The 25,477-nt window shown below is 61.6% G+C and carries 22 protein-coding genes; 9 read left to right on the top strand and 13 right to left on the bottom strand.

Translation table 11 applies throughout. The features are described 5' to 3' along the window. Nucleotides 1-151 precede the first annotated feature (151 nt). The 3 genes from JJD66_RS26140 to JJD66_RS26150 are packed head-to-tail and all read right to left on the bottom strand — an operon-like array spanning nucleotide 152 to nucleotide 2,180. Nucleotides 152-769, bottom strand: a complete 618-nt coding sequence (locus JJD66_RS26140; protein WP_034126537.1) for a TPM domain-containing protein — start codon at nucleotides 767-769, stop codon at nucleotides 152-154. A gap of 31 nt (nucleotides 770-800) precedes the next feature. After that, nucleotides 801-1,550, bottom strand: a complete 750-nt coding sequence (locus JJD66_RS26145; protein ID WP_200649372.1) for a TPM domain-containing protein — start codon at nucleotides 1,548-1,550, stop codon at nucleotides 801-803. An 18-nt stretch (nucleotides 1,551-1,568) separates the two neighbouring features. Beyond that, complete coding sequence (locus JJD66_RS26150) at nucleotides 1,569-2,180, bottom strand: LemA family protein (RefSeq protein ID WP_014717327.1); 612 nt, start codon at nucleotides 2,178-2,180, stop codon at nucleotides 1,569-1,571. Between the two features lie 241 nt (nucleotides 2,181-2,421). Between JJD66_RS26150 and bglX the strand changes: the two genes are divergently transcribed. Beyond that, nucleotides 2,422-4,713 (top strand): beta-glucosidase BglX, encoded by a 2,292-nt coding sequence (bglX, locus tag JJD66_RS26155; RefSeq protein WP_200649373.1) that lies wholly within the window; start codon nucleotides 2,422-2,424, stop codon nucleotides 4,711-4,713. A gap of 146 nt (nucleotides 4,714-4,859) precedes the next feature. On the opposite strand, the gene JJD66_RS26160 is transcribed toward bglX, so the two are convergent. The 8 genes from JJD66_RS26160 to JJD66_RS26195 all read right to left on the bottom strand — a co-directional run bounded on the left by JJD66_RS26160 (nucleotide 4,860) and on the right by JJD66_RS26195 (nucleotide 13,264). Further along, nucleotides 4,860-6,017 (bottom strand): phospholipase D-like domain-containing protein, encoded by a 1,158-nt coding sequence (locus tag JJD66_RS26160; protein WP_105226080.1) that lies wholly within the window; start codon nucleotides 6,015-6,017, stop codon nucleotides 4,860-4,862. A 1-nt stretch (nucleotide 6,018) separates the two neighbouring features. After that, nucleotides 6,019-6,600, bottom strand: a complete 582-nt coding sequence (locus JJD66_RS26165) for a YceI family protein (RefSeq protein ID WP_200649374.1) — start codon at nucleotides 6,598-6,600, stop codon at nucleotides 6,019-6,021. 211 nt (nucleotides 6,601-6,811) lie between these two features. After that, nucleotides 6,812-7,570, bottom strand: coding sequence for a helix-turn-helix domain-containing protein (locus JJD66_RS26170; RefSeq protein ID WP_054899019.1), 759 nt, complete (start codon nucleotides 7,568-7,570; stop codon nucleotides 6,812-6,814). A gap of 64 nt (nucleotides 7,571-7,634) precedes the next feature. Further along, nucleotides 7,635-9,077, bottom strand: coding sequence for an amidase (locus JJD66_RS26175; protein ID WP_200649375.1), 1,443 nt, complete (start codon nucleotides 9,075-9,077; stop codon nucleotides 7,635-7,637). Then, entirely contained in the window at nucleotides 9,074-10,384 is a 1,311-nt protein-coding gene (locus tag JJD66_RS26180; protein WP_200649376.1) for a citrate-proton symporter, read from the bottom strand. Before JJD66_RS26180 ends, JJD66_RS26175 begins: the two co-directional genes overlap by 4 nt. A gap of 61 nt (nucleotides 10,385-10,445) precedes the next feature. Continuing rightward, nucleotides 10,446-11,621, bottom strand: coding sequence for a M20 aminoacylase family protein (locus JJD66_RS26185; protein ID WP_198716680.1), 1,176 nt, complete (start codon nucleotides 11,619-11,621; stop codon nucleotides 10,446-10,448). Between the two features lie 258 nt (nucleotides 11,622-11,879). Beyond that, the gene (locus JJD66_RS26190) at nucleotides 11,880-12,194 is read right to left on the bottom strand and encodes an amidase (protein ID WP_200649377.1); all 315 of its coding nucleotides are present in this window, start codon (nucleotides 12,192-12,194) and stop codon (nucleotides 11,880-11,882) included. Beyond that, nucleotides 12,191-13,264 (bottom strand): serine hydrolase domain-containing protein, encoded by a 1,074-nt coding sequence (locus JJD66_RS26195; RefSeq protein WP_200649378.1) that lies wholly within the window; start codon nucleotides 13,262-13,264, stop codon nucleotides 12,191-12,193. Before JJD66_RS26195 ends, JJD66_RS26190 begins: the two co-directional genes overlap by 4 nt. A 183-nt stretch (nucleotides 13,265-13,447) precedes the next feature. Here JJD66_RS26195 and olsB point away from each other — a divergent pair, with 183 nt between their 5' ends. Further along, entirely contained in the window at nucleotides 13,448-14,203 is a 756-nt protein-coding gene (gene olsB / locus JJD66_RS26200; protein ID WP_054921975.1) for an L-ornithine N(alpha)-acyltransferase, read from the top strand. Then, nucleotides 14,203-14,994 (top strand): lysophospholipid acyltransferase family protein, encoded by a 792-nt coding sequence (locus JJD66_RS26205; RefSeq protein ID WP_105226073.1) that lies wholly within the window; start codon nucleotides 14,203-14,205, stop codon nucleotides 14,992-14,994. The genes olsB and JJD66_RS26205 overlap by 1 nt, the downstream gene beginning before the upstream one ends. Before the next feature lie 58 nt (nucleotides 14,995-15,052). On the opposite strand, the gene JJD66_RS26210 is transcribed toward JJD66_RS26205, so the two are convergent. Next, a complete protein-coding gene (locus JJD66_RS26210; RefSeq protein ID WP_200649379.1) occupies nucleotides 15,053-15,631 on the bottom strand; it encodes an acyl carrier protein phosphodiesterase in 579 nt (192 codons plus the stop codon). A gap of 155 nt (nucleotides 15,632-15,786) precedes the next feature. Between JJD66_RS26210 and JJD66_RS26215 the strand changes: the two genes are divergently transcribed. The 3 genes from JJD66_RS26215 to JJD66_RS26225 are packed head-to-tail and all read left to right on the top strand — an operon-like array spanning nucleotide 15,787 to nucleotide 18,366. Continuing rightward, a complete protein-coding gene (locus JJD66_RS26215; RefSeq protein ID WP_003189349.1) occupies nucleotides 15,787-16,098 on the top strand; it encodes an ArsR/SmtB family transcription factor in 312 nt (103 codons plus the stop codon). Nucleotides 16,099-16,115: 17 nt separating this feature from the next. Beyond that, nucleotides 16,116-17,282, top strand: a complete 1,167-nt coding sequence (locus JJD66_RS26220; protein ID WP_200649380.1) for an MFS transporter — start codon at nucleotides 16,116-16,118, stop codon at nucleotides 17,280-17,282. 28 nt (nucleotides 17,283-17,310) lie between these two features. Further along, the gene (locus JJD66_RS26225; protein WP_054921969.1) at nucleotides 17,311-18,366 is read left to right on the top strand and encodes an alkene reductase; all 1,056 of its coding nucleotides are present in this window, start codon (nucleotides 17,311-17,313) and stop codon (nucleotides 18,364-18,366) included. Between the two features lie 343 nt (nucleotides 18,367-18,709). Here the strand turns inward: JJD66_RS26225 and JJD66_RS26230 are convergent, their stop codons facing one another. After that, complete coding sequence (locus tag JJD66_RS26230) at nucleotides 18,710-19,342, bottom strand: TetR family transcriptional regulator (RefSeq protein ID WP_034125975.1); 633 nt, start codon at nucleotides 19,340-19,342, stop codon at nucleotides 18,710-18,712. 265 nt (nucleotides 19,343-19,607) lie between these two features. Between JJD66_RS26230 and JJD66_RS26235 the strand changes: the two genes are divergently transcribed. From JJD66_RS26235 to adeC, 3 genes are read left to right on the top strand one after another with little or no spacing between them, the layout of a single operon-like run. Beyond that, nucleotides 19,608-20,756 carry an efflux RND transporter periplasmic adaptor subunit gene (locus JJD66_RS26235; protein WP_034125974.1) on the top strand — a complete coding sequence of 383 codons (1,149 nt, stop codon included), beginning with the start codon at nucleotides 19,608-19,610 and terminating at the stop codon, nucleotides 20,754-20,756. A 3-nt stretch (nucleotides 20,757-20,759) separates the two neighbouring features. Next, nucleotides 20,760-23,921 carry an efflux RND transporter permease subunit gene (locus JJD66_RS26240; protein ID WP_200649381.1) on the top strand — a complete coding sequence of 1,054 codons (3,162 nt, stop codon included), beginning with the start codon at nucleotides 20,760-20,762 and terminating at the stop codon, nucleotides 23,919-23,921. Continuing rightward, the gene (gene adeC, locus JJD66_RS26245) at nucleotides 23,918-25,375 is read left to right on the top strand and encodes an AdeC/AdeK/OprM family multidrug efflux complex outer membrane factor (protein WP_034134942.1); all 1,458 of its coding nucleotides are present in this window, start codon (nucleotides 23,918-23,920) and stop codon (nucleotides 25,373-25,375) included. Before JJD66_RS26240 ends, adeC begins: the two co-directional genes overlap by 4 nt. The last annotated feature ends 102 nt before the right edge of the window (nucleotides 25,376-25,477 follow it).

Below are 25,477 nucleotides of genomic sequence, written 5' to 3' on the forward strand. Positions count from 1 at the left end.
ACCACACAGGCGTTGGTAATACTGGCCCGCAAGCTTGCTCGGGTGGTGTTCGCTCTGCTGAAAGGGCAAAGCGAATATCAACCAAAAGTTGGTTGAGGGTTGCCCCTCAACCATAGAATCTCCCACAATTTTTCGGTTTAGGGTGTTCCAGTTATTCGAGTACGACCAGGCGATTGGGCAGTTCGTTGCGGGTTTGGGTAACGGGCACATGCACCTTGAGCAACTCGCCACAGGCTTCAACGCAGGCGATGAACCCGGCCAGCGTCTGCCCCTGTTTAACTTGCTGGGTAAACGCCTGGACAATAGCGTCCCAATTGCTGTCATCCAGGCGCTTGGAAATCCCGTCATCCACCAGGATCTCCACATAACGCTCGGCCTCGCTGACAAAAATCAGCACCCCGGTGCTGCCCACCGTGTGGTGCAGGTTCTGCTCCAGAAACTGCCGCCGCGCCAGGTTGGAGGCACGCCAGTGGCGTACCGAACGCGGAATCAGCCGGGTAGTGACCTTAGGCAAACGGAACACCAGGCACAGCACAATGAACGTCGCCCACTGCGCCACCAGCAAGGTGTACATGGTCAGGTAGCCCGACAGGTAATGCACCACGCCCGGCACCACCAACGCGATCAAGCTCGCCCACAGCAACGGAATATAGGCGTAGTCGTCGGCGCGCGCCGCCAGCACAGTGACCAACTCCGCGTCGGTGGTTTTCTCGACCCGGGCGATCGCTTCGGCGACTTGGCGCTGCTCGTGTTCCGTCAGTAATGCCATGGTTGTAGATACTCTATTCTCGTTATTGTCATTACCAACTGCCCGAAGCCCCGCCACCGCCAAAACCACCACCGCCACCGCCAAAACCACCACCGCCGCCGCGGAAACCACCGCCACCGCCGCCCCCACCGCCGCCGCGCCCGCTGCTGTTGAGAATCGCCAGCAGGATAGCGCCCACCGGCAAGCCCATGCGGTTGCACAGCCACAGCACGCCGATCAGCAGAATAAACAGGCCGATGGAAAACCCGGGATTATCCATGGCGAAGTTCGCATCCGCCACATGGGCCGGCACCGCCAAGGGCTCACCGCCCACCACCTGGATCATCGCGGCCACGCCGTCGCTGATGCCCTGGCTGAAATTGCCGGCCTTGAACTTGGGCAGGATCACCTGGTTGATGATCACCCAGGATTGCGCATCCGTCAGTACGCCTTCCAGGCCATACCCGACTTCGATGCGCAATTGGCGGTCATCACGGGAGACGATCAACAGCGCGCCGTTGTCCTTGCCCTTCTGGCCAATGCCCCACTGGCGGCCCAATTGATAACCGTAGTCCTCAATAGGCACGCCTTGCAGGTCGGGCACGGTGACCACCACCAACTGGTCGCCCGAGGTCTGCTCCAGCGCCTGCAGTTGCTGGGTCAGTTGCTCGCGCACCGCCGGCTCGATCATCTGCGCGCTGTCCACCACCCGCCCGGTCAGCGCCGGGAAGCTCGGTGCCGCCTGGGCCACGCCCACGCAGGCCAACAGCCACAGCGCCAGGCCTATCCGTAATAAACGCATCGACACCTCAGTGCAGCCTTATTTGAACTTCACTTGCGGCGCTTTATCGGCATCGGCGCTGGTGGCTTCAAACGTGGCGCGGATCGGCAAGTCGCTGTACATCACGCTGTGCCACAGGCGGCCCGGGAAGGTGCGGATCTCAGTGTTGTAAGCCTGTACGGCCTGGATAAAGTCACGGCGAGACACAGCGATACGGTTCTCGGTGCCTTCAAGTTGCGATTGCAAGGCCAGGAAGTTCTGGTTGGCCTTCAGGTCCGGGTAACGCTCGGACACCACCATCAAACGGCTGAGTGCGCCGCTCAGGCCATCCTGGGCTTGCTGGAACTGCTTGAGTTTTTCGGGGTTGTCCAGGGTGCTGGCATCCACCTGGATCGAGGTGGCCTTGGCCCGCGCTTCAATCACCGCGGTAAGGGTTTCCTGTTCGTGGGCGGCATACGCCTTCACCGTTTCCACCAGGTTGGGGATCAGATCGGCACGGCGCTGGTACTGGTTCTGCACCTGGCCCCAGGCGGCCTTGGCCTGTTCGTCCAGGGTCGGGATGTTGTTGATGCCGCAACCGCTCAGCACGCTGCTGATCAGTAACAGAGCCGCAGCCTTGAAGCCCCAGCGATAAGTGTGTGCTGCTTGCATAGTGTTTCTCCTGCCCGATCTGATGGAATTTGACGACTAACCCTATAAACCACGCGCTTGGGGCATAATCCGCCACCACTGGAATGCTTCGAGCCAATCAGCTACAAAGATGCCCAGCGCGAAAAAGAGTTCAGAGTGTGCTGCATTTATCTGAACAACACCCGAACAACAATAGACGTTCCCCACATTTTGGCCGACAGCATCTCTTTGAATGCTGCGCAGTCGCCGAAAAAGGATATTCATGAAAAAGCTGTGTTTGCTCGGCCTTGTTGCCACTCTGGCCAGCCACCCCGTATGGGCAGAAACAAAGCCTGCTGCGCTTAACGACAAGGACGCCTTCGTCAGCGACCTGCTCAAGCAAATGACCCTGGATGAGAAGATCGGCCAATTGCGCCTGATCAGTATCGGCCCGGAAATGCCCCGCGAGATGATCCGCAAGGAAATCGCCGCCGGCCGCATCGGTGGCACGTTCAACTCCATCACCCGCCCGGAAAACCGTCCGATGCAGGACGCGGCCATGCGCAGCCGCTTGAAGATCCCCATGTTCTTCGCCTACGACGTGATCCACGGCCACCGCACCATTTTCCCGATCAGCCTGGCCCTGGCCTCCAGCTGGGACATGGACGCCATTGGCCGCTCCGGGCGCATCGCCGCCCAGGAAGCCGCCGCCGACAGCCTCGACATCACGTTTGCACCAATGGTCGATATCTCCCGCGACCCGCGCTGGGGCCGCACTTCCGAAGGTTTCGGTGAAGACACCTACCTGGTGTCACGCATTGCCGAAGTGATGGTCAAGGCGTTCCAGGGCACCAGCCCCGCGAATGCCGACAGCCTCATGGCCAGCGTCAAGCACTTCGCCCTCTATGGTGCGGTGGAAGGCGGGCGCGACTACAACGTGGTCGACATGAGCCCGGTCAAGATGTACCAGGACTACCTGCCGCCTTACCACGCGGCGATCAAGGCCGGCTCCGGCGGCGTGATGGTCGCACTCAACTCGATCAACGGCGTGCCTGCCACGGCCAACACCTGGCTGATGAACGACCTGCTGCGCAAGGACTGGGGCTTCAAGGGCCTGACCGTCAGCGACCACGGTGCGATTTTCGAGCTGATCAAGCACGGCGTGGCCAAGGACGGGCGTGAAGCCGCCAAGCTGGCGATCAAGGCCGGCATCGACATGAGCATGAACGACTCGCTGTACGGCAAGGAATTGCCAGGGCTGCTCAAGTCCGGCGAAATCCAGCAGAGCGACATCGACAACGCCGTGCGCGAAGTGCTCGGCGCCAAGTACGACATGGGCCTGTTCAAGGACCCGTACCTGCGCATCGGCAAGGCCGAGGATGACCCGGCCGACACCTACGCCGACAGCCGCCTGCACCGCACCGAGGCCCGCGACATTGCGCGCCGCAGCCTGGTGTTGCTCAAGAACCACAACGACACCCTGCCGCTGAAAAAATCCGCGACCATTGCCCTGGTCGGCCCGCTGGCCAAGGCACCCATCGACATGATGGGCAGTTGGGCTGCTGCCGGCCGGCCTGCGCAATCGGTGACCCTGCTCGACGGCATGAACGCCGTGATCGGTGAAAAAGGCAAAGTGATCTATGCCCGTGGCGCCAACATCACCGGCGACAAAGCGGTGCTCGACTACCTCAACTTCCTCAACTTCGATGCCCCGGAAGTGGTGGATGACCCGCGCCCTGCCCAGGTGCTGATTGATGAAGCGGTGAAGGCGGCGAACAACGCCGACGTTATCGTCGCGGCGGTGGGCGAGTCCCGTGGCATGTCCCACGAATCGTCGAGCCGTACCGATCTGAACATCCCGCAAAGCCAGCGCGACTTGATCAAGGCCCTCAAAGCCACCGGCAAACCGCTGGTGCTGGTGTTGATGAACGGCCGTCCGCTGTCGATTCTCGAAGAGAACCAACAGGCCGACGCGATCCTGGAAACCTGGTTCGCAGGTACCGAAGGCGGCAACGCCATCGCCGACGTGCTGTTCGGTGACTACAACCCATCGGGCAAGCTGCCGATCACCTTCCCTCGTTCGGTGGGGCAGATTCCGACCTACTACAACCACCTGACCATCGGCCGGCCATTCACCCCAGGCAAGCCGGGCAACTACACCTCGCAGTACTTCGATGACACCACCGGCCCCCTGTTTCCGTTTGGCTATGGCCTGAGCTACACCACGTTCAGCCTGTCGGACATGGCACTGTCGTCCACCACGCTGAACAAGACCGGCAAGCTCGATGCCAGCGTCACCGTGAAGAACACTGGCAAGGTCGATGGCGAAACGGTTGTGCAGTTGTATATCCAGGACGTGGCCGGTTCGATGATCCGCCCGATCAAGGAGCTGAAGAACTTCCAGAAGGTCATGCTCAAGGCTGGCGAAGCGCGCACGTTGCACTTCACCATCACCGAGGACGACCTGAAGTTCTACAACGCCCAGCTCAAGTTCGCGGCGGAACCGGGCGAGTTCAATGTGCAGATCGGGTTGGATTCCCAGGATGTGCAGCAGCAGACGTTTGAACTGCTCTGATCTGAAGCTGTAAACACGGTCTGGGTGGGAGCTGGCTTTTGTGGGAGCTGGCTTGCCTGCGATACAGGCACCTCGGTTTGTCAGGTGTACCGAGGTGATGCTATCGCAGGCAAGCCAGCTCCCACATTGGACTTGAGGTGGCCCGGCTAACCGCGCCGATCCAGCAGATTGACCACCAACCGATCAATCCAGCCCCACACCCGCTGCTTCACCCGCCGCCACAATGGCCGCGCCTTCCATGCCTCCAGGCTCACCGCCTGGCTTTGGGCAAAGTCCGCTTCGAAACTGCCCACCACCGCTGCCGTCAACTGCGGGTCCAGCGCTTCCAGGTTGGCTTCCAGGTTAAAGCGCAAATTCCAGTGGTCGAAATTGCACGAGCCAATGCTCACCCAATCGTCCACCAGCACCATCTTCAGGTGCAGGAAGCACGGCTGGTATTCGAAGATCTGCACGCCTGAGCGCAGCAGGCGCGGGTAATAACGGTGCCCGGCGTAACGCACCGACGGGTGATCGGTGCGCGGGCCGGTGAGTAACAGACGCACATCCACACCGCGCCCAGCCGCCCGGCGCAAGGCGCGGCGCACGCTCCAGGTTGGCAGGAAGTACGGGGTCGCCAGCCAGATACGCCCCTTGCTGCTGTTCAAAGCACGAATCAACGATTGCAGGATGTCACGGTGCTGACGCGCATCGGCATACGCCACGCGGCCCAGCCCCGGCCCGGTGGCGGGCACCTTGGGCAAACGAGGCAAACCAAAGTGGGTAGCCGGTTTCCATTCACGGCGCGCGGCGTTAGCGTGCCATTGCCGGTCGAACAGGGCCTGCCAGTCCAGCACCAGCGGGCCGCTGATCTGCACCATCACTTCATGCCAGTCGGCGGTGTCTTGCCCCGGCGTCCAGAACTCGTCGGTGACACCGGTGCCGCCGACCACCGCAATACGCTGGTCGATCAGCAGTAGCTTTCGATGGTCGCGATACAGGTTGCGCATCCAGCGCCGCCAATTCAGGCGGTTGTAAAAGCGCAGCGCCACGCCGGCATCGGTCAAGCGCTTGCGCAGCCCCAGGGTAAACGCCAGGCTGCCGTAATCGTCAAACAGGCAACGCACCTGCACGCCGCGTTCGGCGGCCAGCACCAGCGCCTGCACCATGGCCTCGGCGCAGGCCCCGGCTTCGACCAGGTATAACTCAAGGTCAACCTGCTGCTCGGCCCGTGCGATGCCTACCAGCATCTCGGGGAAGAAGTTCGGCCCGTCGATCAGCAATTCGAATTGATTGGCGCTGCGCCACGGGAACACCGCGCCGCTCATGTCAGCGCGCCGTGAAGATCAGCACCGCACCCACCGGCACCGACAAACTGATCGACTTGAGCCCTGCCGCCTTGCGCAAGGTCGCCACACCGGGCGCCAGGTCGAAATCTTCGGCATGCAGCACCACGGGCTCCAGGGTTACCACCTGGAAACGCCGCTCATCCAGGCGCGTGGCCAGCAGTTCGGCGCTGTAGGTCTGGGTCTTGCCGTGCAGCGTGACGCTCAAGGGCAGGCGCAATTCCAACTGCGCGCCGGACGCCAGATCATTGATGGGCTGCAGATTGATCTGTGCGCTGATCTGCGCTTCGGGGAAGGTCTTGATCTCGAACAGCTCTTTACGCATGCGCTCGTCGCGCACCGGAATACCGCTGTTGATTGAGTCCAGCTCCACTTCCAGCCGAGCCGCGCCTTTGGCGTCGACTTTGCCGTGCAGCACCAGGAAGCGCTGGACTTCGGCAATCTCGGTGTTTTTGGTGGTGACGAAAGACAGGCGCGAGGATTCGTTATCCAGGTACCAATCGGCGTGGGCGGGCACGGCAGCACAGGTCAGCAGCGCGAAGACCAGAGGTTTGACATTGAACATAAAGACTCATGGGGCAAAAAACCTGGGCGAACCTTAAGCGCAATCTCACAACCGGCGCAAATTCAATGTGGGAGCTGGCTTGCTGTGGCGAGGGAGCTTGCTCCCGTTCGACAGCGCAGCTGGAGCCAGCTTTTTGGGGGCGCTACGCACCCCAGCGGGAGCAAGCTCCCTCGCCACAAAAGCCAGCTGCCACAGGGTTTTTGCTGTGTTTTCAAACCAGCGTTCGCTGCACTTCGCAGATCGTTTCTTCAAGGCTGCCCATGTGCAAATTCAACACCCGCTCCACCGGCGCCTGATGCATGGGCCAATGCAGCGCCATGCTCCCCACCAATCGGCCATTGGCGCGCACCGGCAAGGCCACCGCCCGGATCAGGAACGGCAAACGCACCGGATATTCCCAGTAGCCCTCGGTACGCTGTCCGAAGCCCTGGTGCTGGGTTTGCTCGCATGCGCGATAGTGCTCGTCTGCCGCCACATGATTGCGGCCTGCCAGGCGCTGTACTTCGTCAGCCGGCAATTGCGTCAGGCAAGCCTTGCCCATCGCCGAGTGGAACAGGCTGGCGTACTGGCCGACGATCTGGCAGTTGTTCGGGTACAGCTTGCGCAACACGCTGGGGATCGCGCTTTCCATGACCTCCAGGCGCTCGCCATCGAAGCACGACAAGTCCACCACCAGCCCGGTGCGCTCGCTGAGCTCCAGCAACCAAGGGGCGGCGCTCTCCACCACCTGGCGCTTGAAGCGTTGCTGGGTATCGCCGAACAAACGCCGGGCACGCAGGCGGTAACGCCGATCGCTCAGGCCCCGATAGACCCAACCCTGCTCCTGCAAGGTCAGCAACATGCGCGACACCGTGGCCTTGGGCAGCTGCGTGAGGTAGTGCAGTTCTTCCAGCCCCAGGGCCTGGTGCTCGCCCAGCAACTCGACGATTGCCAGAGCGCGCTCAACCGAGCGTACGGTGCCTGTCTCCATATTCGATCTCCCTGTTGCCGGTGGATGATCTTTTTTCACAGCAAGATACAGGCCCGGTCAGCGCTCAACGGGTCGTTGCAAGGCACGCCGGCGGCTGGCGTTGCACCCATTGGGTCAGCTGTTCATGGGCGTAGGCCAATTGCAGCACGGCGCTGTCGGCCTGGGCCGGGCCAATGATTTGCAGGCCCATGGGCAAACCCTGGGGGTTGAAGCCCACCGGGATGCTCATGCTCGGCAAACCGGCGAGGGTCGGGCCGATCACCACTTCCATCCAGCGGTGATAAGTGTCCATTTCGCGCCCGCCAACGAGGCGTGGCCAAGGCTGTTGTGCATCGAAAGGGAACACCTGGGCGGTGGGCAACAGCAGGAAATCGTAACGTTCGAACAGCTTGCCCAAAGCGCGGTACCACTCACTGCGGTCCACCGACGCCTGGTAAACCTGCAGGCCACTCAAGCCCTGGCCGCCCTCCACTTCCCACTGGGCCTCGGGTTTGAGCAGTACGCGCTTTTGCGGGTTGGCGTAGGCCCCGCCGAGGTTGCCGTGCACCAGCCAATGGCGGTGTACCAACCAGCAGCGCCACAGGCGCGCCATGGAAAAGTCCGGTTGGCAGCTGTGCACTTCACAGCCCAACCTGGCGAAATCATCCAGCGCCGCTTCGCACAGACTCATCACGCCATCATCCATCGGCAGATAACCGTTGTAGTCCCCCAGCCAACCGAGGCGTGCGCCGTTGAAGTCGCGTTGCAACGGCTGGCCCAGCACAGCGGGATCGTCCCTGGATGACAACGGCGCCCGGGGATCGTAACCGGACTGAATGCTCAGCAACCGCGCCACATCCATTACGCTGCGCCCCATCGGGCCTTCGGTGCCCAGTTGCTGCACGAACAGTTCCGGCATCGGCCCGTGAGGCACCCGCCCTTGGGAGGGGCGCAAGCCGAACACGTTGTTGAACGCCGCCGGGTTGCGCAGTGAGCCCATCATGTCGCTGCCATCGGCCACCGGCAGCATGCGTAGCGCCAGGGCCACCGCCGCTCCGCCACTGCTGCCACCCGCCGCCAGGCGTGGGTCATAGGCATTGCCGGTGGTGCCGAACAGCGTGTTGTAGGTGTGGGAGCCCAGGCCGAACTCCGGCACGTTGGTCTTGCCAATGATGATCGCACCACTGGCCCGCACCCGCGCCACGCTGATGGCGTCTTCGTTCGGTACATGCTCGGCGAACAGCGGTGAGCCCAGGGTGGTGCGCAAACCCTGGGTGGCCGCCAGGTCCTTGATGGCCTGGGGCATGCCATGCATCCAGCCACGGGAATGGCCCCGGTCCAACTCACGATCACAGGCTCTCGCCTCCGCCAGCACGGCCTCGCTTTCGCGCAACGACACCAGCGCATTCACGCCAGGGTTAAAGCGCTGGATCTGCGCCAGGTACGCCTGCATCACCTCTTCGCACGACACCTGCCGCCCATGAATGGCCCGCGACAGCTCAGTGGCATCCCAATCAACAATACTCAAGGCTTCACCTCTCTGGAAAACGGCAGCGGCTTGCTCGCCCGGGGTGCCTCGCGCATGCAGTAAGTGCCCAGCAGCGTCAGCACGCACGCAAACAATACATAGAACGAGGGCGCCACCGGCGTGCCCAGCACCTTGCTCAGCCAGGTCACGATCAACGGCGCGAAACCACCGAACACCATTACCGCCACGTTATAGGCCACCGACACGCCGGTCGAGCGCACCTCGATAGGGAACTGTTCGGCCAATGCCGTCGGCGCGGGCCCGAAGAACCCGCCAATCGCCGTGCACAACATCACCTGCATCACCAGCAGGCGCTCGATGGACGGCGCAGCGGCTACCCACACATACAACGGGTAGACCATCACGAAGAACGCCAGGGTGAAGGCCATCAACACCGGTCGCCGTCCCAACCGATCCGAGAGCAGGCCGGACAAGGGGATCACCACGGTCATCAGCGCCACCGCAAACATCTGCACCATCAGCACCTGGTCCAGCGGCAGGCCGAGGTTCTTGTGGGCGAAGGTCGGCATGTTCACCAGCACCACGTAGAACGAGACCGTCGCCCCGCAGGCCAGGCCCATGGACACCAGGATGCTGCGCCGATGGTCACGCAGCACTTGCATGAGGCTCGGCGCCGGGCCGGTGGCGTTTTTACGCGCCTGGATAAACTCTTCCGGGTCTTCCATGTGCCGACGAATCCACAACCCGACCGGGCCGATCAGCAAGCCCAGCACAAACGGCAGGCGCCAGCCCCACAGGTCGAGGGTTTCAGGCGAAAAGAAATGCGTGACCAACGCCACCATCGCCGCCCCGCCGAACACCGCCAGGCACTGCCCCACCAATTGCCAGGAGCCATACAAGCCCTTGCGATGGGCAGGTGCGCTCTCCACCAGAAATGCCGTGGCGCTGGCATATTCACCGCCGGTGGCAAACCCCTGAAGCATCCGCGCCACCACAATCAGCAACGGCGCACCCATGCCGATGGCGGCGTAGTTCGGCGCGAAGGCGATCAGCGCAATGGACACGGTCATTAGCCGGATAATCAACTGCATCGCGGCTTTGCGGCCTTTGCGATCGGCATAGATGCCCAACAGGATGCCGCCCACCGGACGCATGAAAAAGCCCATGCCAAAGGTGGCCAGGGCCATCAGCAGCGACGCGTATTCGTCTTCCGAGGGGAAGAACTGCCGGGCGATGATGCTGGCGAGAAAGCCGTAGACGATAAAGTCATACCATTCCAGCGCGTTGCCGATCACGGCCGCCACCACTTGGCGGGTGCGGGAAACGCCAGGCTTTGAAGTCTGCATGAGGAACACTCCATTCAACCGATACAGGGAAAGGGTCCAGCGGCAGAAAAAGATGAGGTCGTCAGGCAGGCTTGAGCCAGCTCTCGGCCAGCGCGCCCCAGTAGGCTGCGCCGGTCAGCAGGATGTCGTCGTTGAAGTCATAGGCGGGGTTGTGCACCATCGGTCGCGACACGCCGTTGCCGATAAACAGGTAACTGCCGGGGCAGCGTTGCAGCATCCAGGCGAAGTCTTCGCTGCCCATCAGCGTGCGGGTGTTGCCATCCACAGCGTCGGCACCGAGCAAGGCCACACCGACCTGGCGGGCGAATTCGGTTTCTTCGGCGTGGTTGACCAGTACCGGGTAGGCCGGCCGGTGTTCGATCTGCACGGTGCAGCCGAAGCTGGCGGCCTGGGTCTGGATGATCGCGTTGACCCGTTCCAGCATCTGTTCGCGTACCTTGGGGTTAAGTGCGCGCAGGCTCAGGCGCAACAGGGCTTGCTGGGGAATCACATTGGCGGCTTGCCCTGCTTGAAGGGCGCCGACCGTGACCACGGCAGCTTCCTGGGTGTCGATATTGCGTGCTACCACCGTTTGCAAGGCCATGACCATGCTCGCCGCCGCCACCAGCGGGTCCACGGTCAAATGCGGCATCGAGCCGTGACCACCTACGCCTTCGAGCGTCACGGTGAGCAGGTCCTGGGAGGCCATCATCGGCCCCACTCTCAAGCCCAGATGTCCAGCCGGCAAGCCTGGCATATTGTGCATCCCGAACAACCCGTCGCAGGGGAAGCGCTCCAGCAAACCGTCCGCCAGCATCGCCTCGGCGCCGCCCTGGCCTTCTTCGGCGGGTTGGAAAATCAGGTTCAAAGTGCCGTCGAATTGCCGCGTCGCCGCCAAGTAACGCGCGGCACCGAGCAACATGGTGGTGTGGCCGTCATGGCCGCAGGCGTGCATGCAGCCGGCATGTTGGCTGGTGTAGGCCGCGCCGGTGTTTTCGATGATGGGCAAGGCGTCCATGTCGGCGCGAATCCCCAACGTGCGCGAGCTGTCGCCATTGCGCAACACACCGACCACACCGGTCCTGCCGATGCCGGTGTGCACCTCGTAACCCCACTCCTTGAGTGACTGTGCGACCAACGCTGAGGTGCGGTTTTCTTCAAAGCCGAGTTCGGGATGGGCGTGGATATCGTGACGCACAGCGTGCAAGTCGCTGGCAACGTCGCTGAGCCAATCCAGGATGTGCTGGTGCGGACGCATGGTAATTCTCCTCACAGGCGGGTGGTCCCGTTCTTGTTGGCAACACATCGACAGCTAAGCGCGATGCGCGCGTGAGGACAATCAAAGGTGGTTCCACTCTGTGGAACCTCAGGGCCGGTTCTTTTTCCGAGAACCCACGCAGATAATCTAAATGTGGTAGCGGGCTTGCCTGCGATGGCGGCGGCACAGGCACCAGTGATGTTGGCTGACCTGGCGCTATCGCAGGCAAGCCAGCTCCCACAGGGGAATTTGGGTGTGTCAGGGGTTGAGGCGGCAGCCTTGACGGTCGCCCAACCACCGCGCCGTGTGCGTACGCCCTAAACCGCTTGCCGTGACTTCACTGCGTTCCGGAGAGTCAGTGAACGCACTGGTTGGCACGTACTGCTTCACATACCCCAGGCAATATTGCGCCGGGTTGTTGGCCACATACCGGCACGAGCAGTACTCCTTGGCGGTGTACGCCGCGATGATGTCGGGGAAGGCTTGCAGGTTGACGCGCTCATGCCAAACCCAGCCCGACAGTGCGAAGAACAACACCAGTAAAACGCTGATGAACGGATGGCGTCGAATCATGAGCGCACCGCCGCCAGCACGCGTTTGAGCAGTTCGTTATGCCGGTAACTGCCATCCCGATCATCGCCGTAACGCACGATCACCAGGTGTTCGTCGGGCAGCACAAACAGCGCCTGGCCCCAGTGCCCCAGCGCGGCGAAGGTAGTGGCCGGTGCGTCGGGCCAGGGTTGGGGGGCGCCGGTGTTGAGCCACCAATGGCCGCCCGGCACGGCTTCATCCTGGCCGGCTTTGTAGCGGTCGAAGGGCCGGCGGTTGAAGGCGACCCAGTCCTTGGGCAGCAGTTGCCGCTCCTGCCAGCGTCCATCCCGCGCCATCAGTAGCCCTACTCGTGCCAGATCCCGGGCCGTGAGGTAGGCATAGGACGACGCGACAAACGTCTCATCGGCGTCGGTTTCCCAGGTTGCGTCGCGAATGCCCAAGGGCTGGAACAGCGCGTCCCACGGGTAGGTCATGTAGGCCTTGTGGCCGAGCATGCCCTTGAGCGCGGCGGACAGGATAGTGCTGTCGCCACTGGAATAACGGAAAGCCTGGCCAGGGACGGCGACCGCCTCGGTATCCGCTGCGAATTGCGCCATGTCGGTGTGACCACGGGTGTAGAGCATCGCCACCACCGAAGATTTCAACGGGGCATACTCGTAGTCTTCCTGCCAGTCCAACCCGGAGGCCCAGTGCAGCAGGTCGGCCATGCTCACTTTGGGGTGCTGCTTCATCGGTGGGTAGAAACGTGCGACAGGGTCGCCGAGTTTGAAGCGGCCTTGCCCGTAGGCCACGCCCAGCACGGTAGCCATCAGGCTTTTGCTGACGGACCAGGTCAGGTGCGGTGTGCTGGCAGTGGTGGGCGCGGCGTAGCGTTCATAGATGATTTCGCCATCCCGAATGACCAGCAACGCATCGGTGCGAATACCGTTGCGGGTGGCATCGTCACGAGGTGGGAAAGCGTAGGCGTCCAGGGCATCGACAGCGGGACCGGTGAGGGTTGTGCCCACGGCCCACTCCTTTTCAGGCCAGATTTCAGCGCGAGCACTCACGGTGACAAACAACAGGGTAACGAACAACAGGCCTCGGACCATGGACGCAAACTCAAGGGGCATTCAAGCCCGCGAGCCTAGCCCACGCCAGTGACAGATTTGCGACAAGGGGTCTGTCATCCAACCGTCACCGTAACTTCATGGAGCTGACACCGAGGCTACATAGCCTGACTTTGGACAACAAAGTCGACTGGCCGCAACCTGGCCGGCACCCGGAGACTCGCTATGACTCAGATCGCCCGCATCAGCGACAAAGGCAATGAACGCCGTCTGCAAGCCGAACGCCTGGTAGGCACACAGGCATTGCAGGAAGCCCAGGCCCTGCGGTTCAACGTGTTCAGCGGCGAGTTCAACGCCAAGCTGAAAGGCGCGGAACTGGGTCTGGACATGGATGACTATGATGTTCACTGCAGCCATATCGGCGTGCGGGATTTGAACAGCGGTCGACTCGTCGCGACTACCCGTCTGCTCGACCACCAGGCCGCCAGCACCCTGGGCCGGTTCTACAGTGAAGAAGAATTCAGCCTGCATGGCCTGCTGCACTTGCAGGGCCCGATCCTGGAGATTGGCCGCACCTGCGTCGACCCGGCCTATCGCAATGGCGGCACCATCGCGGTGTTATGGGGCGAGTTGGCCGAAGTGCTCAACCAGGGCGGCTACAGCTACCTGATGGGCTGCGCGAGCATCCCGATGCACGATGGCGGCATCCAGGCCCACGCGATCATGCAGCGCTTGCGCGAGCGCTACCTGTGCAACGAACACCTGCGCGCCGAACCGAAAAAACCACTGCCGGCCCTGGACCTGCCGTCCAACGTCATCGCCGAAATGCCGCCGCTGCTCAAGGCCTACATGCGCCTGGGCGCGAAGATCTGCGGCGAGCCGTGCTGGGATGAAGACTTCCAGGTAGCAGACGTGTTTATCCTGCTCAAGCGCGACGAGTTGTGCCCGCGTTACGCGCGCCACTTCAAGGCGGCCATGTGATGAACCGCCTGCGCATTTACGGGCGCATCGCCCGCGTGCTGTTGGTGGTGGGGCTGGGGTTGAGCATGGCCAGTGTGTTTGGCCTGTTCGAGCGCCTGGGCGTGGCTAACTCGATGGTGCGGCGCCAGCGTTGGTCGCGCTTCTTTATGGCGCGACTGACCAACGCCCTGCCCTTTCGCGTGACGGTGCATGGCGAGTTGCCGCAAACCCCGATGCTGTGGGTGAGCAATCATGTGTCGTGGACGGATATTCCGTTGCTGGGCATGGTGGCGCCGATGTCGTTTTTGTCCAAGGCCGAGGTGCGCACCTGGCCGGTGGCCGGCTGGCTGGCGGCCAAGGCTGGCAGCCTGTTTATTCGTCGCGGATCAGGTGACAGCCAACTGATCCGCAAGCAAATGACCCGTCATCTGGAGCAACAGCACCCCTTGCTGATGTTCCCCGAAGGCACCACCACCGACGGGCGCGGCCTGCGCACATTCCACGGGCGCTTGCTGGCCAGCGCGATCGATGCGGATGTGTCACTGCAGCCGGTAGCGATTCGGTATCTGCGCGACGGCCAAGTCGACCCGCTGGCGCCCTTCATTGGCGATGATGATTTGCTCTCGCACCTGATGCGCTTGTTTTCCAATGATCAGGGCGATGTAGAGATTCATGTGCTCAAACCGATTGCCTGCGCCGGTCAGGAACGTGCGGCATTGGCGTATCAGGCGCAGCAGGCGGTGCAGAAGGCGCTATTCGGCCCGGTGCCGGAAACTGAGCAAGTGGCCGCTCGGCCTGCATTCGCAGCCTGAAGCAATGTGAACTCAATCCAAATGTGGGGGCAGGCAAGCCAGCTCCCACATTCAGATCTCATGTAGTCAGTTGAGATTGTGCAAATTTCTGCAACTCTGGGTAGAACAGTCGAAAGTCCTCACTCAACGGCTCATACAAAACCCGCAACTCCTGCATCGCATACCCCAGTTCCTCGGGCTGTGTCAGCCGCCGCGAAATCCCGCGCAGCACCTGCTCCATCACCGCAAACTCGCGGTACGAGCCCAACCAATCATCCGCCGCCATGTACGGCGCGATCTGCGCCAGCCGCCCCGGCAACGCGGGTTCAGCCGCCAACACCCGATACACCTGCGACGTGAAACGCTCCAGAGACTGGTCGGCATACAGCGCCCAATCCCGCGCCAGACAATGGTCGAAAAACACATCGAGGACGATCCCGGCATAGCGCCTGCGGGTCAGACTGAAGCGCGACAACGCCTCGCCCACCAGCGGATGGCTATCGGTAAAGCGGTCGATGGAGCGATGCAACTGGATCACCGCTTCGATTTGCGGGCTGAACTGGCCCTGCAGGCGGCCTTTGACGAAGTCACCATAAAGGCTACCCAGCAATTGCGCAGGAAGTTGGCCGCCCAGGTGCAGATGTGCGAGATAATTCATGCCGCGCAGTCTACCACTGCCACCCGCATATCGTTATAACCCGATATACCGATTTGACCTGGTCTCAGATCAAAATCATATTGGTATATCGGAATATTACGATTTAAAGTTCGCCTCATAGCGATATAACGCTTTACGACACCGAGCACCCTGCCATGTCCATCGACCTCGACGAAATAATAAAAGCCCTGGCGCACCCAGTACGACGAGACATCCTCACCTGGCTCAAAGACCCGAAAGTGCAGTTCCCCGAGCAATTGCACAACCACGAATACGGCATCTGCGCCGGGCAGATCGACCAGCGCTGCGGCTTGTCCCAGTCGACCGTGTCGGCGCACCTGGCCACCTTGCAACGGGCGGGGTTGATCAGCAGCCAGAAGGCCGGGCAGTGGCACTTTTTCAAGCGCAACGAGGAAGTGATCCAAGCCTTTCTCACTGCGCTCATTACCGAACTCAGCGCACCGTAATCATCAAGGACACGCCCATGCCCCTCTCGCTACTCATACTGGCCCTGAGCGCCTTCGCCATCGGCACCACCGAGTTCGTCATCATGGGCTTGCTGCCCGATGTGGCGGCGGACCTGGGTGTGTCGATTCCCGGCGCCGGCTGGCTGGTCACCGGCTACGCCCTGGGCGTGGCCATCGGCGCGCCGTTCATGGCACTGGCCACCGCCAGGCTGCCACGCAAGGCGGCGCTGGTAGCGTTGATGGGTATTTTCATTATCGGCAATCTGCTCTGTGCCCTGGCAAGCGACTACAACGTGCTGATGTTTGCCCGTGTGGTGACAGCGTTGTGCCACGGTGCCTTCTTCGGTATTGGCTCGGTGGTGGCGGCCAACCTGGTGCCGGCCAACAAACGTGCGTCGGCCGTGGCGCTGATGTTTACTGGGTTGACCCTGGCGAACGTGCTGGGCGTGCCCCTGGGTACGGCGCTGGGCCAGGAAGCCGGCTGGCGCTCGACCTTCTGGGCCGTGACCGTGATTGGCGTGATTGCCTTGATCGGCCTCATTCGCTTCCTGCCCGCCAAGCGTGACGAAGAAAAACTCGACATGCGCGCCGAACTGGCCGCCCTCAAGGGTGCCGGTATCTGGCTGTCGCTGAGCATGACCGCGCTGTTTGCCGCGTCCATGTTCACCCTCTTTACCTACGTCGCGCCGCTGCTGGGCAATGTGACCGGCGTGTCGCCCAAGGGCGTGACCTGGACCCTGCTGCTGATCGGCCTGGGGCTCACCGTGGGCAACATCATCGGCGGCAAACTGGCGGACAAGCGCCTGGCGGCCACCTTGATCGGCGTGTTCATCAGCATGGCGGTGGTTTCCACGGTGCTGAGCTGGACCAGCGTTGCGGTGATACCGACTGAAATCACCCTGTTCCTGTGGGCCACCGCCTCGTTCGCCGCCGTGCCGGCGCTGCAAATCAACGTGGTGACCTTCGGCAAGGCCGCGCCGAACCTGGTATCCACCCTGAACATCGGTGCCTTCAACATTGGCAACGCCCTCGGCGCCTGGGTCGGCGGCAGCGTGATTGCACACGGCTTCGGCCTGACCAGCGTGCCCCTGGCCGCTGCAGCACTGGCGATTCTCGCGCTGCTGGTGACCCTCATCACTTTCCGTCAGGGCGGCAACGCCGGCCTGGCCCCCGCGACCAACTGATCAACTTGAAAGAGAAGGTGTTTTTTCCATGACGACTATTTTCGATCCGATCACACTGGGCGACGTGCAACTGTCGAACCGCATCATCATGGCGCCGCTGACCCGCTGCCGCGCAGACGCCGGGCGGGTGCCCAACGCGCTGATGGCCGAGTACTACGTGCAACGCGCGTCCGCGGGGCTGATCCTCAGCGAAGCCACTTCCGTGACGCCCATGGGCGTGGGCTACCCGGACACCCCCGGCATCTGGTCCAACGATCAGGTGCGCGGCTGGGCCAACATCACCAAGGCCGTACATGGCGCGGGCGGCAAGATCTTCCTGCAGTTGTGGCACGTTGGCCGCATCTCCCACGAGTCCTACCTGAACGGGGAAACCCCGGTGGCTCCGAGTGCGGTCCAGGCTAAAGGCCACGTCAGCCTGGTTCGCCCATTGGCCGACTACCCAACCCCGCGCGCCCTGGAAACCGCTGAAATCGCCGACATCGTCGACGCTTACCGCACCGGCGCCGAGAACGCCAAGGCCGCCGGGTTCGACGGCGTGGAAATCCACGGCGCCAACGGCTACCTGCTCGACCAGTTCCTGCAGAGCAGCACCAACCAGCGCACCGACCAGTACGGTGGCTCCCTGGAAAACCGTGCGCGCCTGTTGCTGGAAGTCACCGACGCCGCCATCGAAGTCTGGGGCGCCGGCCGCGTGGGCGTGCACCTGGCACCGCGTGCTGATGCTCATGACATGGGCGACGACAACCTCGCCGAGACCTTCACCTACGTCGCCAGCGAACTGGGCAAACGCGGCATCGCCTTCATCTGCTCCCGCGAAAAAGAAGGTGCGGATAGCCTCGGCCCACAGCTGAAAAAAGCCTTCGGCGGCGTATACATCGCCAACGAACGCTTCACCAAAGACAGCGCCAATGCCTGGCTGGCGGCGGGCAAGGCGGATGCAGTGGCCTTTGGTATTCCTTTTATCGCCAACCCGGACCTGCCGGCGCGACTGAAGGCCGATGCGCCGTTGAACGAGCCTCACCCTGAGACTTTCTATGGCAAAGGCCCGGTGGGTTACATCGACTACCCGACGCTGCCGATCTAACGTACCCCGCAAACCCAATGCTGTAGGAGCGAGCTTGCTCGCGAGAAACTAACAGGCGCCGCGTTCACTCAGGAAGCACGCGTTATCGTTGAAGTTTTTCGCGAGCAAGCTCGCTCCTACAGTGTCAGGAGCAAGTCCCCTCCCACATTTGTGCCTGTCTGTAGCCCCCCTGGAAACATCGCTTCACAGAACGGCAACAATATCGCTACAAAATACTTAGCCGGCTACCTATCAACCGCCCGCCAGGCCGTATATAAAGTCACCCCACAAATCAGCCAGAAGGACGATTGACCGTCCTTAGGCTTTACTGTTGACACAACGGGTTGCAATTACGCATTTTGTTTCAATTGCGCAGGCTGGGGCTCAGGCGCAGCATGTCCAGCCCTATATCAGCCCAGCGCTCGGCGTCCTGGTGCAGTTCAAAGCTATCGGGGACCAGCAGCCACTGGCCGATCAAACCGTGGATGAAGGCATGTATGCAGACAGCCCCACGGGTGGTGTCGAGATTTTCAGGCAGTTGCCCGCGATGAACCGCGTTACGCAACGTCAGGCTGATACGCAGGTTGCATTCCAGGCTGTGGGTCTGGCGTTGGCGGCGCATGTCACACATTTCATCGGTGAACTCGCACTTATGAAACAGAATCTCGTTGATGCGCCGGGTTTTCGGGTCCAGGGCCACTTCATGGTAAAGATGAATCAACAGCTTGCGCATACAGCCCAGCGGGTCGACTTCATCCTCGCTTTCACTCGCCCGGGCCAATTCGTCCAGGGGTTCGTGCAGCGTGTCGAGCAAGGCCTGGAGCAAATCGGACTTATTGCTGAAATGCCAATAGATAGCCCCACGCGTCACGCCCGCCAGAGCGGCGATGTCCGCCAGGGTGGTACGCGCTACGCCACGCTCATAAAAGGCTTGCTCGGCGGCTTGGAGAATCTGGCTGCGCGTTTCCTGAGCTTCCTCTTTGGTGCGACGAACCATGGCAGTAAAACCTCAATCGGGACACTGTGGACGGTACTTGACCGTCATCTGAATAATTGTGGGACGACGCCGTCATGGGCGCCGAACGTACTAGAATCGAGGCTTGCGGCGGTGCTTTGTCAACATTGCGCGAAGCCTGTCAAGAGTTTACAAACAACCATGAACGTAAGTATATTGCGTAGCAAGCTACTTATCCACTCACGGCTTGTTTTTTACCCTTCCACACTTCTTGTGCGCACTCTGCGCGCCTGACCCGAGGATCTTCATGCAACTTAAGCCAGCTGTTACCGCTCTGGTCACTGCCGTCGCCCTGGCATCGCTGCTCAGCGGATGTAAAAAGGAAGAAGCGGCACCGCCCGCTCAAACCCCTCAGGTCGGCGTGGTCACCATTCAACCGCAAGCCTATACCCTGACCACCGAGCTGCCAGGCCGCACCACGGCCTTTCGCATCGCGGAAGTCCGGCCTCAGGTCAACGGCATCATTCTCAAGCGCCTGTTCAAGGAAGGCGCCGACGTGAAGGAAGGGCAACAGCTCTACCAGATCGACCCGTCGGTGTATGAAGCCACGCTCAAAAGCGCACAAGCGAGCCTGACCCAGACCAAGTCCATCACCGATCGCTACAAGCAATTGGTCGATGAGCAAGCCGTCAGCCGTCAGGAATACGACACCGCCGTTGCCAACCGCATGACTGCCGAGGCAAACGTTCAAACCGCCCAGATCAACGTGCGCTACACCAAGGTGTACGCGCCGATCTCCGGGCGTATTGGCCGTTCCTCGGTAACCGAAGGCGCACTGGTCAGCAATGGCCAGGCCGACGCCATGGCGGTGATCCAGCAACTGGACCCGATCTACGTCGACGTCACGCAATCTTCAGCTGAAATGCTCAAGCTGCGTCGCGACCTGGCCAGTGGACAACTGGAAAAAGCCGGCGACAACGCTGCCAAGGTCAAGCTGACCCTGGAAGACGGCACGGCCTACGCCCAGGACGGCAAGCTGGAGTTCTCCGAAGTGTCGGTCGACCAGACCACCGGTTCCGTGACCCTGCGCGCCGTGTTCCCCAACCCTGACCACGTGCTGCTGCCGGGCATGTTCGTACACGCCCAGTTGCTGGCCGGTGTGAACAGCAAGGCCATCCTGGCTCCGCAACAAGGCGTGACCCGTGACCTGCGCGGCATTCCGACGGCGCTGATCGTGAACAAGGACAACAAGGTCGAGCAACGCGAACTGGTTGCCAACCGTACCGCCGGTGCCTACTGGCTGGTGGAAAAAGGCCTCAATGCCGGTGACCGCGTCATCACCGAAGGCTTGCAGTACGTCAAGCCAGGCGCCGAGGTGAAGGTCACGGAAGCCTCCAACGCTAAACCCGCCGGTACTGCCGCAGCGCCTGCTGCCGCTGCTGGTCAAGGGGAGTAATCCATGTCGAAATTTTTTATCGACCGTCCCATTTTCGCCTGGGTAATTGCCCTGGTGATCATGCTGGTCGGGGCACTCTCGATCCTGAAGTTGCCCATCAACCAATACCCGGCCATTGCGCCAACGGCCATTGATATCCAGGTGACCTACCCAGGCGCGTCCGCACAAACCGTGCAGGACACCGTGGTGCAGGTCATCGAGCAACAGCTCAACGGTATCGACAACCTGCGTTATGTCTCCTCGGACAGTAACTCCGACGGCAGCATGACCATCACCGTGACGTTCAACCAGGGTACCAACCCGGATATCGCTCAGGTCCAGGTACAGAACAAGCTGAACCTGGCCACCCCACTGCTGCCGCAAGAAGTGCAGCAACAGGGTATCCGCGTGACCAAGTCGGTGAAGAACTTCCTGATGGTGATCGGTCTGGTGTCGGAAGACGGCAGCATGACCAAGGACGACCTCTCCAACTACATCGTGTCCAACATCCAGGACCCGATCTCCCGTACCGCGGGGGTGGGTGACTTCCAGGTGTTCGGTTCGCAGTACGCCATGCGTATCTGGCTCGACCCGGCCAAACTGAACAATTACCAGCTCACGCCAGTGGACGTCAGCAATGCCATCAAGGCCCAGAACGTGCAGGTGGCCACCGGCCAACTGGGCGGCCTGCCTGCCCTGCCCGGTACCCAGCTGAACGCCACGATCATCGGCAAGACGCGCCTGCAAAGCACCGAAGAATTCGCCAAGATTCTGATGAAGGTGAACACCGACGGCTCGCAGGTTCGCCTGGGTGACGTCGCGCGCATCGAACTGGGCGGCCAGAACTACAGCATCAGTGCACAGTTCAACGGCAAGCCGGCCTCGGGTATGGCGATCAAGCTGGCGGCCGGTGCCAACGCACTGGACACTGGCAAGGCCATCCGCGAAACAGTGAAATCCCTGGAGCCGTTCTTCCCGCCTGGCATGAAGGCGGTGGTGCCCTATGACACCACCCCGGTCGTGACCGAATCGATCTCCGGTGTGGTTCACACCCTGGTCGAAGCGATCGTGCTGGTGTTCCTGGTGATGTTCCTGTTCCTGCAGAACTTCCGTGCCACCATCATCACCACCATGACCGTACCGGTGGTATTGCTGGGTACCTTCGGGATCCTGGCGGCGTGCGGCTTCACCATCAACACCTTGACCATGTTCGGCATGATCCTGGCCATCGGCTTGCTGGTGGACGATGCCATCGTTGTGGTGGAAAACGTCGAGCGGGTGATGGCCGAGGAGCACCTGTCGCCCAAGGAAGCAACGATCAAGTCCATGGGCCAGATTCAGGGCGCCCTGGTGGGTATTGCCCTGGTACTGTCGGCGGTACTGCTGCCGATGGCATTCTTCGGTGGTTCCACCGGTGTGATCTACCGGCAGTTCTCCATCACCATCGTTTCGGCGATGGCGTTGTCGGTGCTGGTTGCCCTGATCTTCACCCCGGCTTTGTGCGCCACCATGCTCAAGCCGATTGATCCGGAAAAACACGGCCAGCCCAAGCGCGGCTTCTTCGGCTGGTTCAACCGCACCTTCGACCGTGGCGTACTCAAGTACGAGCGCGGCGTGGGCGGCATGATCAAGCACAAGATCCCGGCATTCCTGGTGTATGCGCTGATCCTGGCCGGCATGATCTGGATGTTCACCCGTATTCCAAGCGCGTTCCTGCCTGAGGAAGACCAGGGTGTGATCTTCGCCCAGGTACAGACACCGGTCGGTGCTTCGGCTGAGCGCACGCAGAAAGTCGTCGACGACATGCGCGCCTTCCTGCTGAACGACAAGGAAGGCGAGCCAGGCGAAGGCAAGGCGGTGAAGTCGGTGTTTACCGTGAACGGCTTCAACTTCGCCGGTCGTGGCCAGAGCTCCGGGCTTGCGTTCGTGATGCTCAAGCCGTGGGATGAGCGTGATTCGAGCCAGTCGGTGTTCGAAGTGGCCAAGCGTGCCCAGGGTTACTTCTTCGGGGCCTTCAAGGACGCCATGGTTTTCGCCATCGTGCCGCCTTCGGTGCTGGAGTTGGGTAACGCCACGGGTTTCGACGTGTTCCTGCAAGACCAGGGTGGCGTCGGCCATGACAAGCTGATGGCTGCACGTAACCAGTTCCTGGGTGCGGCGGCACAAAGCAAGGTGCTGGCCGGCGTGCGTCCTAACGGCGTGAACGACGAGCCGCAGTACGAGCTGACCGTTGACGACGAGAAAGCCAGTGCCCAAGGCATCAGCCTGGCGGATATCCAGCAGACCCTGGCCATTGCCTTGGGTGGTAGCTACATCAACGACTTCATCGACCGTGGTCGCGTGAAGAAGGTGTATGTACAAGGCGACGCCGCCAGCCGGATGTCGCCCGAAGACCTGGACAAATGGTACGTGCGCAGCAACGACGGGAAAATGGTGCCGCTGTCGGCCATCTCGTCGGGCCAGTGGATCTACGGTTCGCCCAAGCTTTCGCGATACAACGGTGTAGCGGCGATGGAAATCCTCGGTACCCCGGCACCTGGCTACAGTACCGGTGATGCGATGGCCGAAGTCGAACGCATTGCCAAAGAACTGCCGGCCGGTATCGGTTATGCCTGGACAGGCCTGTCGTACGAAGAACGCCTTTCCGGTTCCCAGGCGCCAGCGCTGTACGCACTGTCGCTGCTGGTTGTGTTCCTGTGCCTGGCAGCACTGTACGAAAGCTGGTCGATTCCGATCGCGGTGATTCTGGTTGTACCTTTGGGTGTGATCGGTGCGTTGATCGCCACCAGCATGCGCGGCTTGTCCAACGACGTGTTCTTCCAGGTGGGCCTGTTGGTGACGGTGGGCCTGGCGGCGAAAAACGCCATCCTCATCGTTGAGTTCGCCAAGGAACTGCACGAGCAAGGCAAAGGCATCGTCGAGGCGGCTATCGAAGCGTCCCGCATGCGTCTGCGCCCGATCATCATGACCTCGTTGGCGTTCATGCTCGGCGTATTGCCGCTGGCGATCTCCACGGGCGCCGGCTCAGGCAGCCAGCATGCGATCGGTACCGGCGTGATCGGCGGTATGATCACGGCCACTGTTCTGGCGATCTTCTGGGTACCGCTGTTCTACGCAACGGTATCCGCCGCTGGCGAACGCAAAAATAAAGACACTACTGAAACTCCTAAAGAGGCTGGCCAATGAGCAAGTCGCTACTTTCCCTAGCCGTCACCGCATTCGTGCTCAGTGGCTGCTCGCTGATACCTGACTATCAGCGTCCCGATGCGCCGGTGGCCGCGCAGTTCCCGCAGGGGCCGGCGTATTCGTCGGCCCAGGCGCCGAGCCAGGCCGCTGCCGAGCAAGGCTGGAAGCAGTTTTTCCATGACCCTGCCCTGCAACAGCTGATCCAGACCGCGTTGGTGAACAACCGTGACCTGCGTGTCGCGGCGCTGAACATCGACGCCTATGCAGCGCAATATCAAATCCAGCGTGCCGACCTGTTCCCGGCCGTGTCGGCCACCGGTAACGGCAGCCGTTCGCGCACCCCGGCCAAGCTGTCGCAGACCGGCGAATCGACCATCGCCAGCCAGTACTCGGCAGGCCTTGGGATCAGCTCTTATGAGCTGGACCTGTTCGGTCGCGTGCGCAGCCTCAGTGAAGAAGCGCTGCAGAAGTACTTCGCCACTGAAGAAGCACGTCGCAGCACCCAAATCAGCCTGGTGGCCAGCGTAGCCAATGCCTACCTGACCTGGCAGGCCGACAAGGAGCTGCTCAAGCTGACCCAGGACACCCTGGCGGCCTTCGAGCAGAGCTACAAGCTCACCTCGCGCAGCAATGAAGTCGGCGTGGCCTCGGCCCTCGACCTCAGCCAGGCACGCACCTCGGTGGAAAACGCCCGCGTGCAACTGGCCCGCTACACCCGCCAGGTGGCCCAGGACGAAAACAGCCTGACCCTGCTGCTGGGCACCGGCCTGCCGGCGAATATCGCCAGCAAGCCGCTGTCCGATGACCTGCTCAGCGAAGTGCCGGCCGGGTTGCCATCGGACCTGCTGCAACGTCGTCCCGACATTGTGCAGGCCGAGTACAACCTCAAGGCGGCCAACGCCAACATCGGCGCGGCCCGTGCGGCATTCTTCCCGAGCATCAGCCTGACCGCCAGCGCCGGGACTGCCAGCCCTACCCTGGGTGGCCTGTTCAAAGGCGGTTCGGGGACCTGGGCGTTTGCCCCGCAGATCAACATCCCGATCTTCAACGCCGGTAGCCTGCGCGCGAGCCTGGACTACTCGAAGATCCAGAAAGAGATCAACGTGGCCAACTATGAGAAGGCCATCCAGACCGGCTTCCAGGAAGTCTCCGACGGCTTGGCCGCGCGTGCGACCTACAAGCAGCAACTGGATGCCCAACGCGGCTTCGTCGAGGCTAACCAGGATTACTACCGCCTGGCCGAGCGTCGCTACCGCATTGGTGTCGACAGCAACCTGACCTTCCTCGACGCCCAGCGCCAACTGTTCAGTGCCCAGCAATCGCTGATCACCGACCGCCTGGCGCAGCTCACCAGCGAGGTCAACCTGTACAAGGCCCTCGGCGGTGGCTGGAACGAGCAGACTGCGAAGAACGAGCCGTTGAAAGAACAAGCACCACCGTTGAAGTTGTTCTGATAGCGCAGATGTGAAAAACCGCTTCCCTCACCGGAAGCGGTTTTTTTATGCCTGCATTTTTACCTTTACAACTTGCGTTCGATCATCGCCCACAACCCGCCC

Source organism: Pseudomonas sp. MF6751 (assembly GCF_016613265.1).
Classification (GTDB): Bacteria; Pseudomonadota; Gammaproteobacteria; order Pseudomonadales; family Pseudomonadaceae; genus Aquipseudomonas; species Aquipseudomonas fluorescens_BV.

What these genes read in the sequence shown, in the direction of transcription:
- JJD66_RS26145 (WP_200649372.1), bottom strand. Translation starts at nt 1,550, where the DNA reads ATGCGTTTATTACGGATAGGCCTGGCGCTGTGGCTGTTGGCCTGCGTG.
- JJD66_RS26225 (WP_054921969.1), top strand. Translation starts at nt 17,311, where the DNA reads ATGACGACTATTTTCGATCCGATCACACTGGGCGACGTGCAACTGTCG.
- JJD66_RS26205 (WP_105226073.1), top strand. Translation starts at nt 14,203, where the DNA reads ATGAACCGCCTGCGCATTTACGGGCGCATCGCCCGCGTGCTGTTGGTG.
- JJD66_RS26180 (WP_200649376.1), bottom strand. Translation starts at nt 10,384, where the DNA reads ATGCAGACTTCAAAGCCTGGCGTTTCCCGCACCCGCCAAGTGGTGGCG.
- adeC (WP_034134942.1), top strand. Translation starts at nt 23,918, where the DNA reads ATGAGCAAGTCGCTACTTTCCCTAGCCGTCACCGCATTCGTGCTCAGT.
- JJD66_RS26235 (WP_034125974.1), top strand. Translation starts at nt 19,608, where the DNA reads ATGCAACTTAAGCCAGCTGTTACCGCTCTGGTCACTGCCGTCGCCCTG.
- JJD66_RS26195 (WP_200649378.1), bottom strand. Translation starts at nt 13,264, where the DNA reads ATGGTCCGAGGCCTGTTGTTCGTTACCCTGTTGTTTGTCACCGTGAGT.
- JJD66_RS26230 (WP_034125975.1), bottom strand. Translation starts at nt 19,342, where the DNA reads ATGGTTCGTCGCACCAAAGAGGAAGCTCAGGAAACGCGCAGCCAGATT.
- JJD66_RS26140 (WP_034126537.1), bottom strand. Translation starts at nt 769, where the DNA reads ATGGCATTACTGACGGAACACGAGCAGCGCCAAGTCGCCGAAGCGATC.
- JJD66_RS26190 (WP_200649377.1), bottom strand. Translation starts at nt 12,194, where the DNA reads ATGATTCGACGCCATCCGTTCATCAGCGTTTTACTGGTGTTGTTCTTC.
- JJD66_RS26240 (WP_200649381.1), top strand. Translation starts at nt 20,760, where the DNA reads ATGTCGAAATTTTTTATCGACCGTCCCATTTTCGCCTGGGTAATTGCC.
- JJD66_RS26160 (WP_105226080.1), bottom strand. Translation starts at nt 6,017, where the DNA reads ATGAGCGGCGCGGTGTTCCCGTGGCGCAGCGCCAATCAATTCGAATTG.
- JJD66_RS26170 (WP_054899019.1), bottom strand. Translation starts at nt 7,570, where the DNA reads ATGGAGACAGGCACCGTACGCTCGGTTGAGCGCGCTCTGGCAATCGTC.
- JJD66_RS26185 (WP_198716680.1), bottom strand. Translation starts at nt 11,621, where the DNA reads ATGCGTCCGCACCAGCACATCCTGGATTGGCTCAGCGACGTTGCCAGC.
- olsB (WP_054921975.1), top strand. Translation starts at nt 13,448, where the DNA reads ATGACTCAGATCGCCCGCATCAGCGACAAAGGCAATGAACGCCGTCTG.
- JJD66_RS26220 (WP_200649380.1), top strand. Translation starts at nt 16,116, where the DNA reads ATGCCCCTCTCGCTACTCATACTGGCCCTGAGCGCCTTCGCCATCGGC.
- bglX (WP_200649373.1), top strand. Translation starts at nt 2,422, where the DNA reads ATGAAAAAGCTGTGTTTGCTCGGCCTTGTTGCCACTCTGGCCAGCCAC.
- JJD66_RS26215 (WP_003189349.1), top strand. Translation starts at nt 15,787, where the DNA reads ATGTCCATCGACCTCGACGAAATAATAAAAGCCCTGGCGCACCCAGTA.
- JJD66_RS26150 (WP_014717327.1), bottom strand. Translation starts at nt 2,180, where the DNA reads ATGCAAGCAGCACACACTTATCGCTGGGGCTTCAAGGCTGCGGCTCTG.
- JJD66_RS26210 (WP_200649379.1), bottom strand. Translation starts at nt 15,631, where the DNA reads ATGAATTATCTCGCACATCTGCACCTGGGCGGCCAACTTCCTGCGCAA.
- JJD66_RS26165 (WP_200649374.1), bottom strand. Translation starts at nt 6,600, where the DNA reads ATGTTCAATGTCAAACCTCTGGTCTTCGCGCTGCTGACCTGTGCTGCC.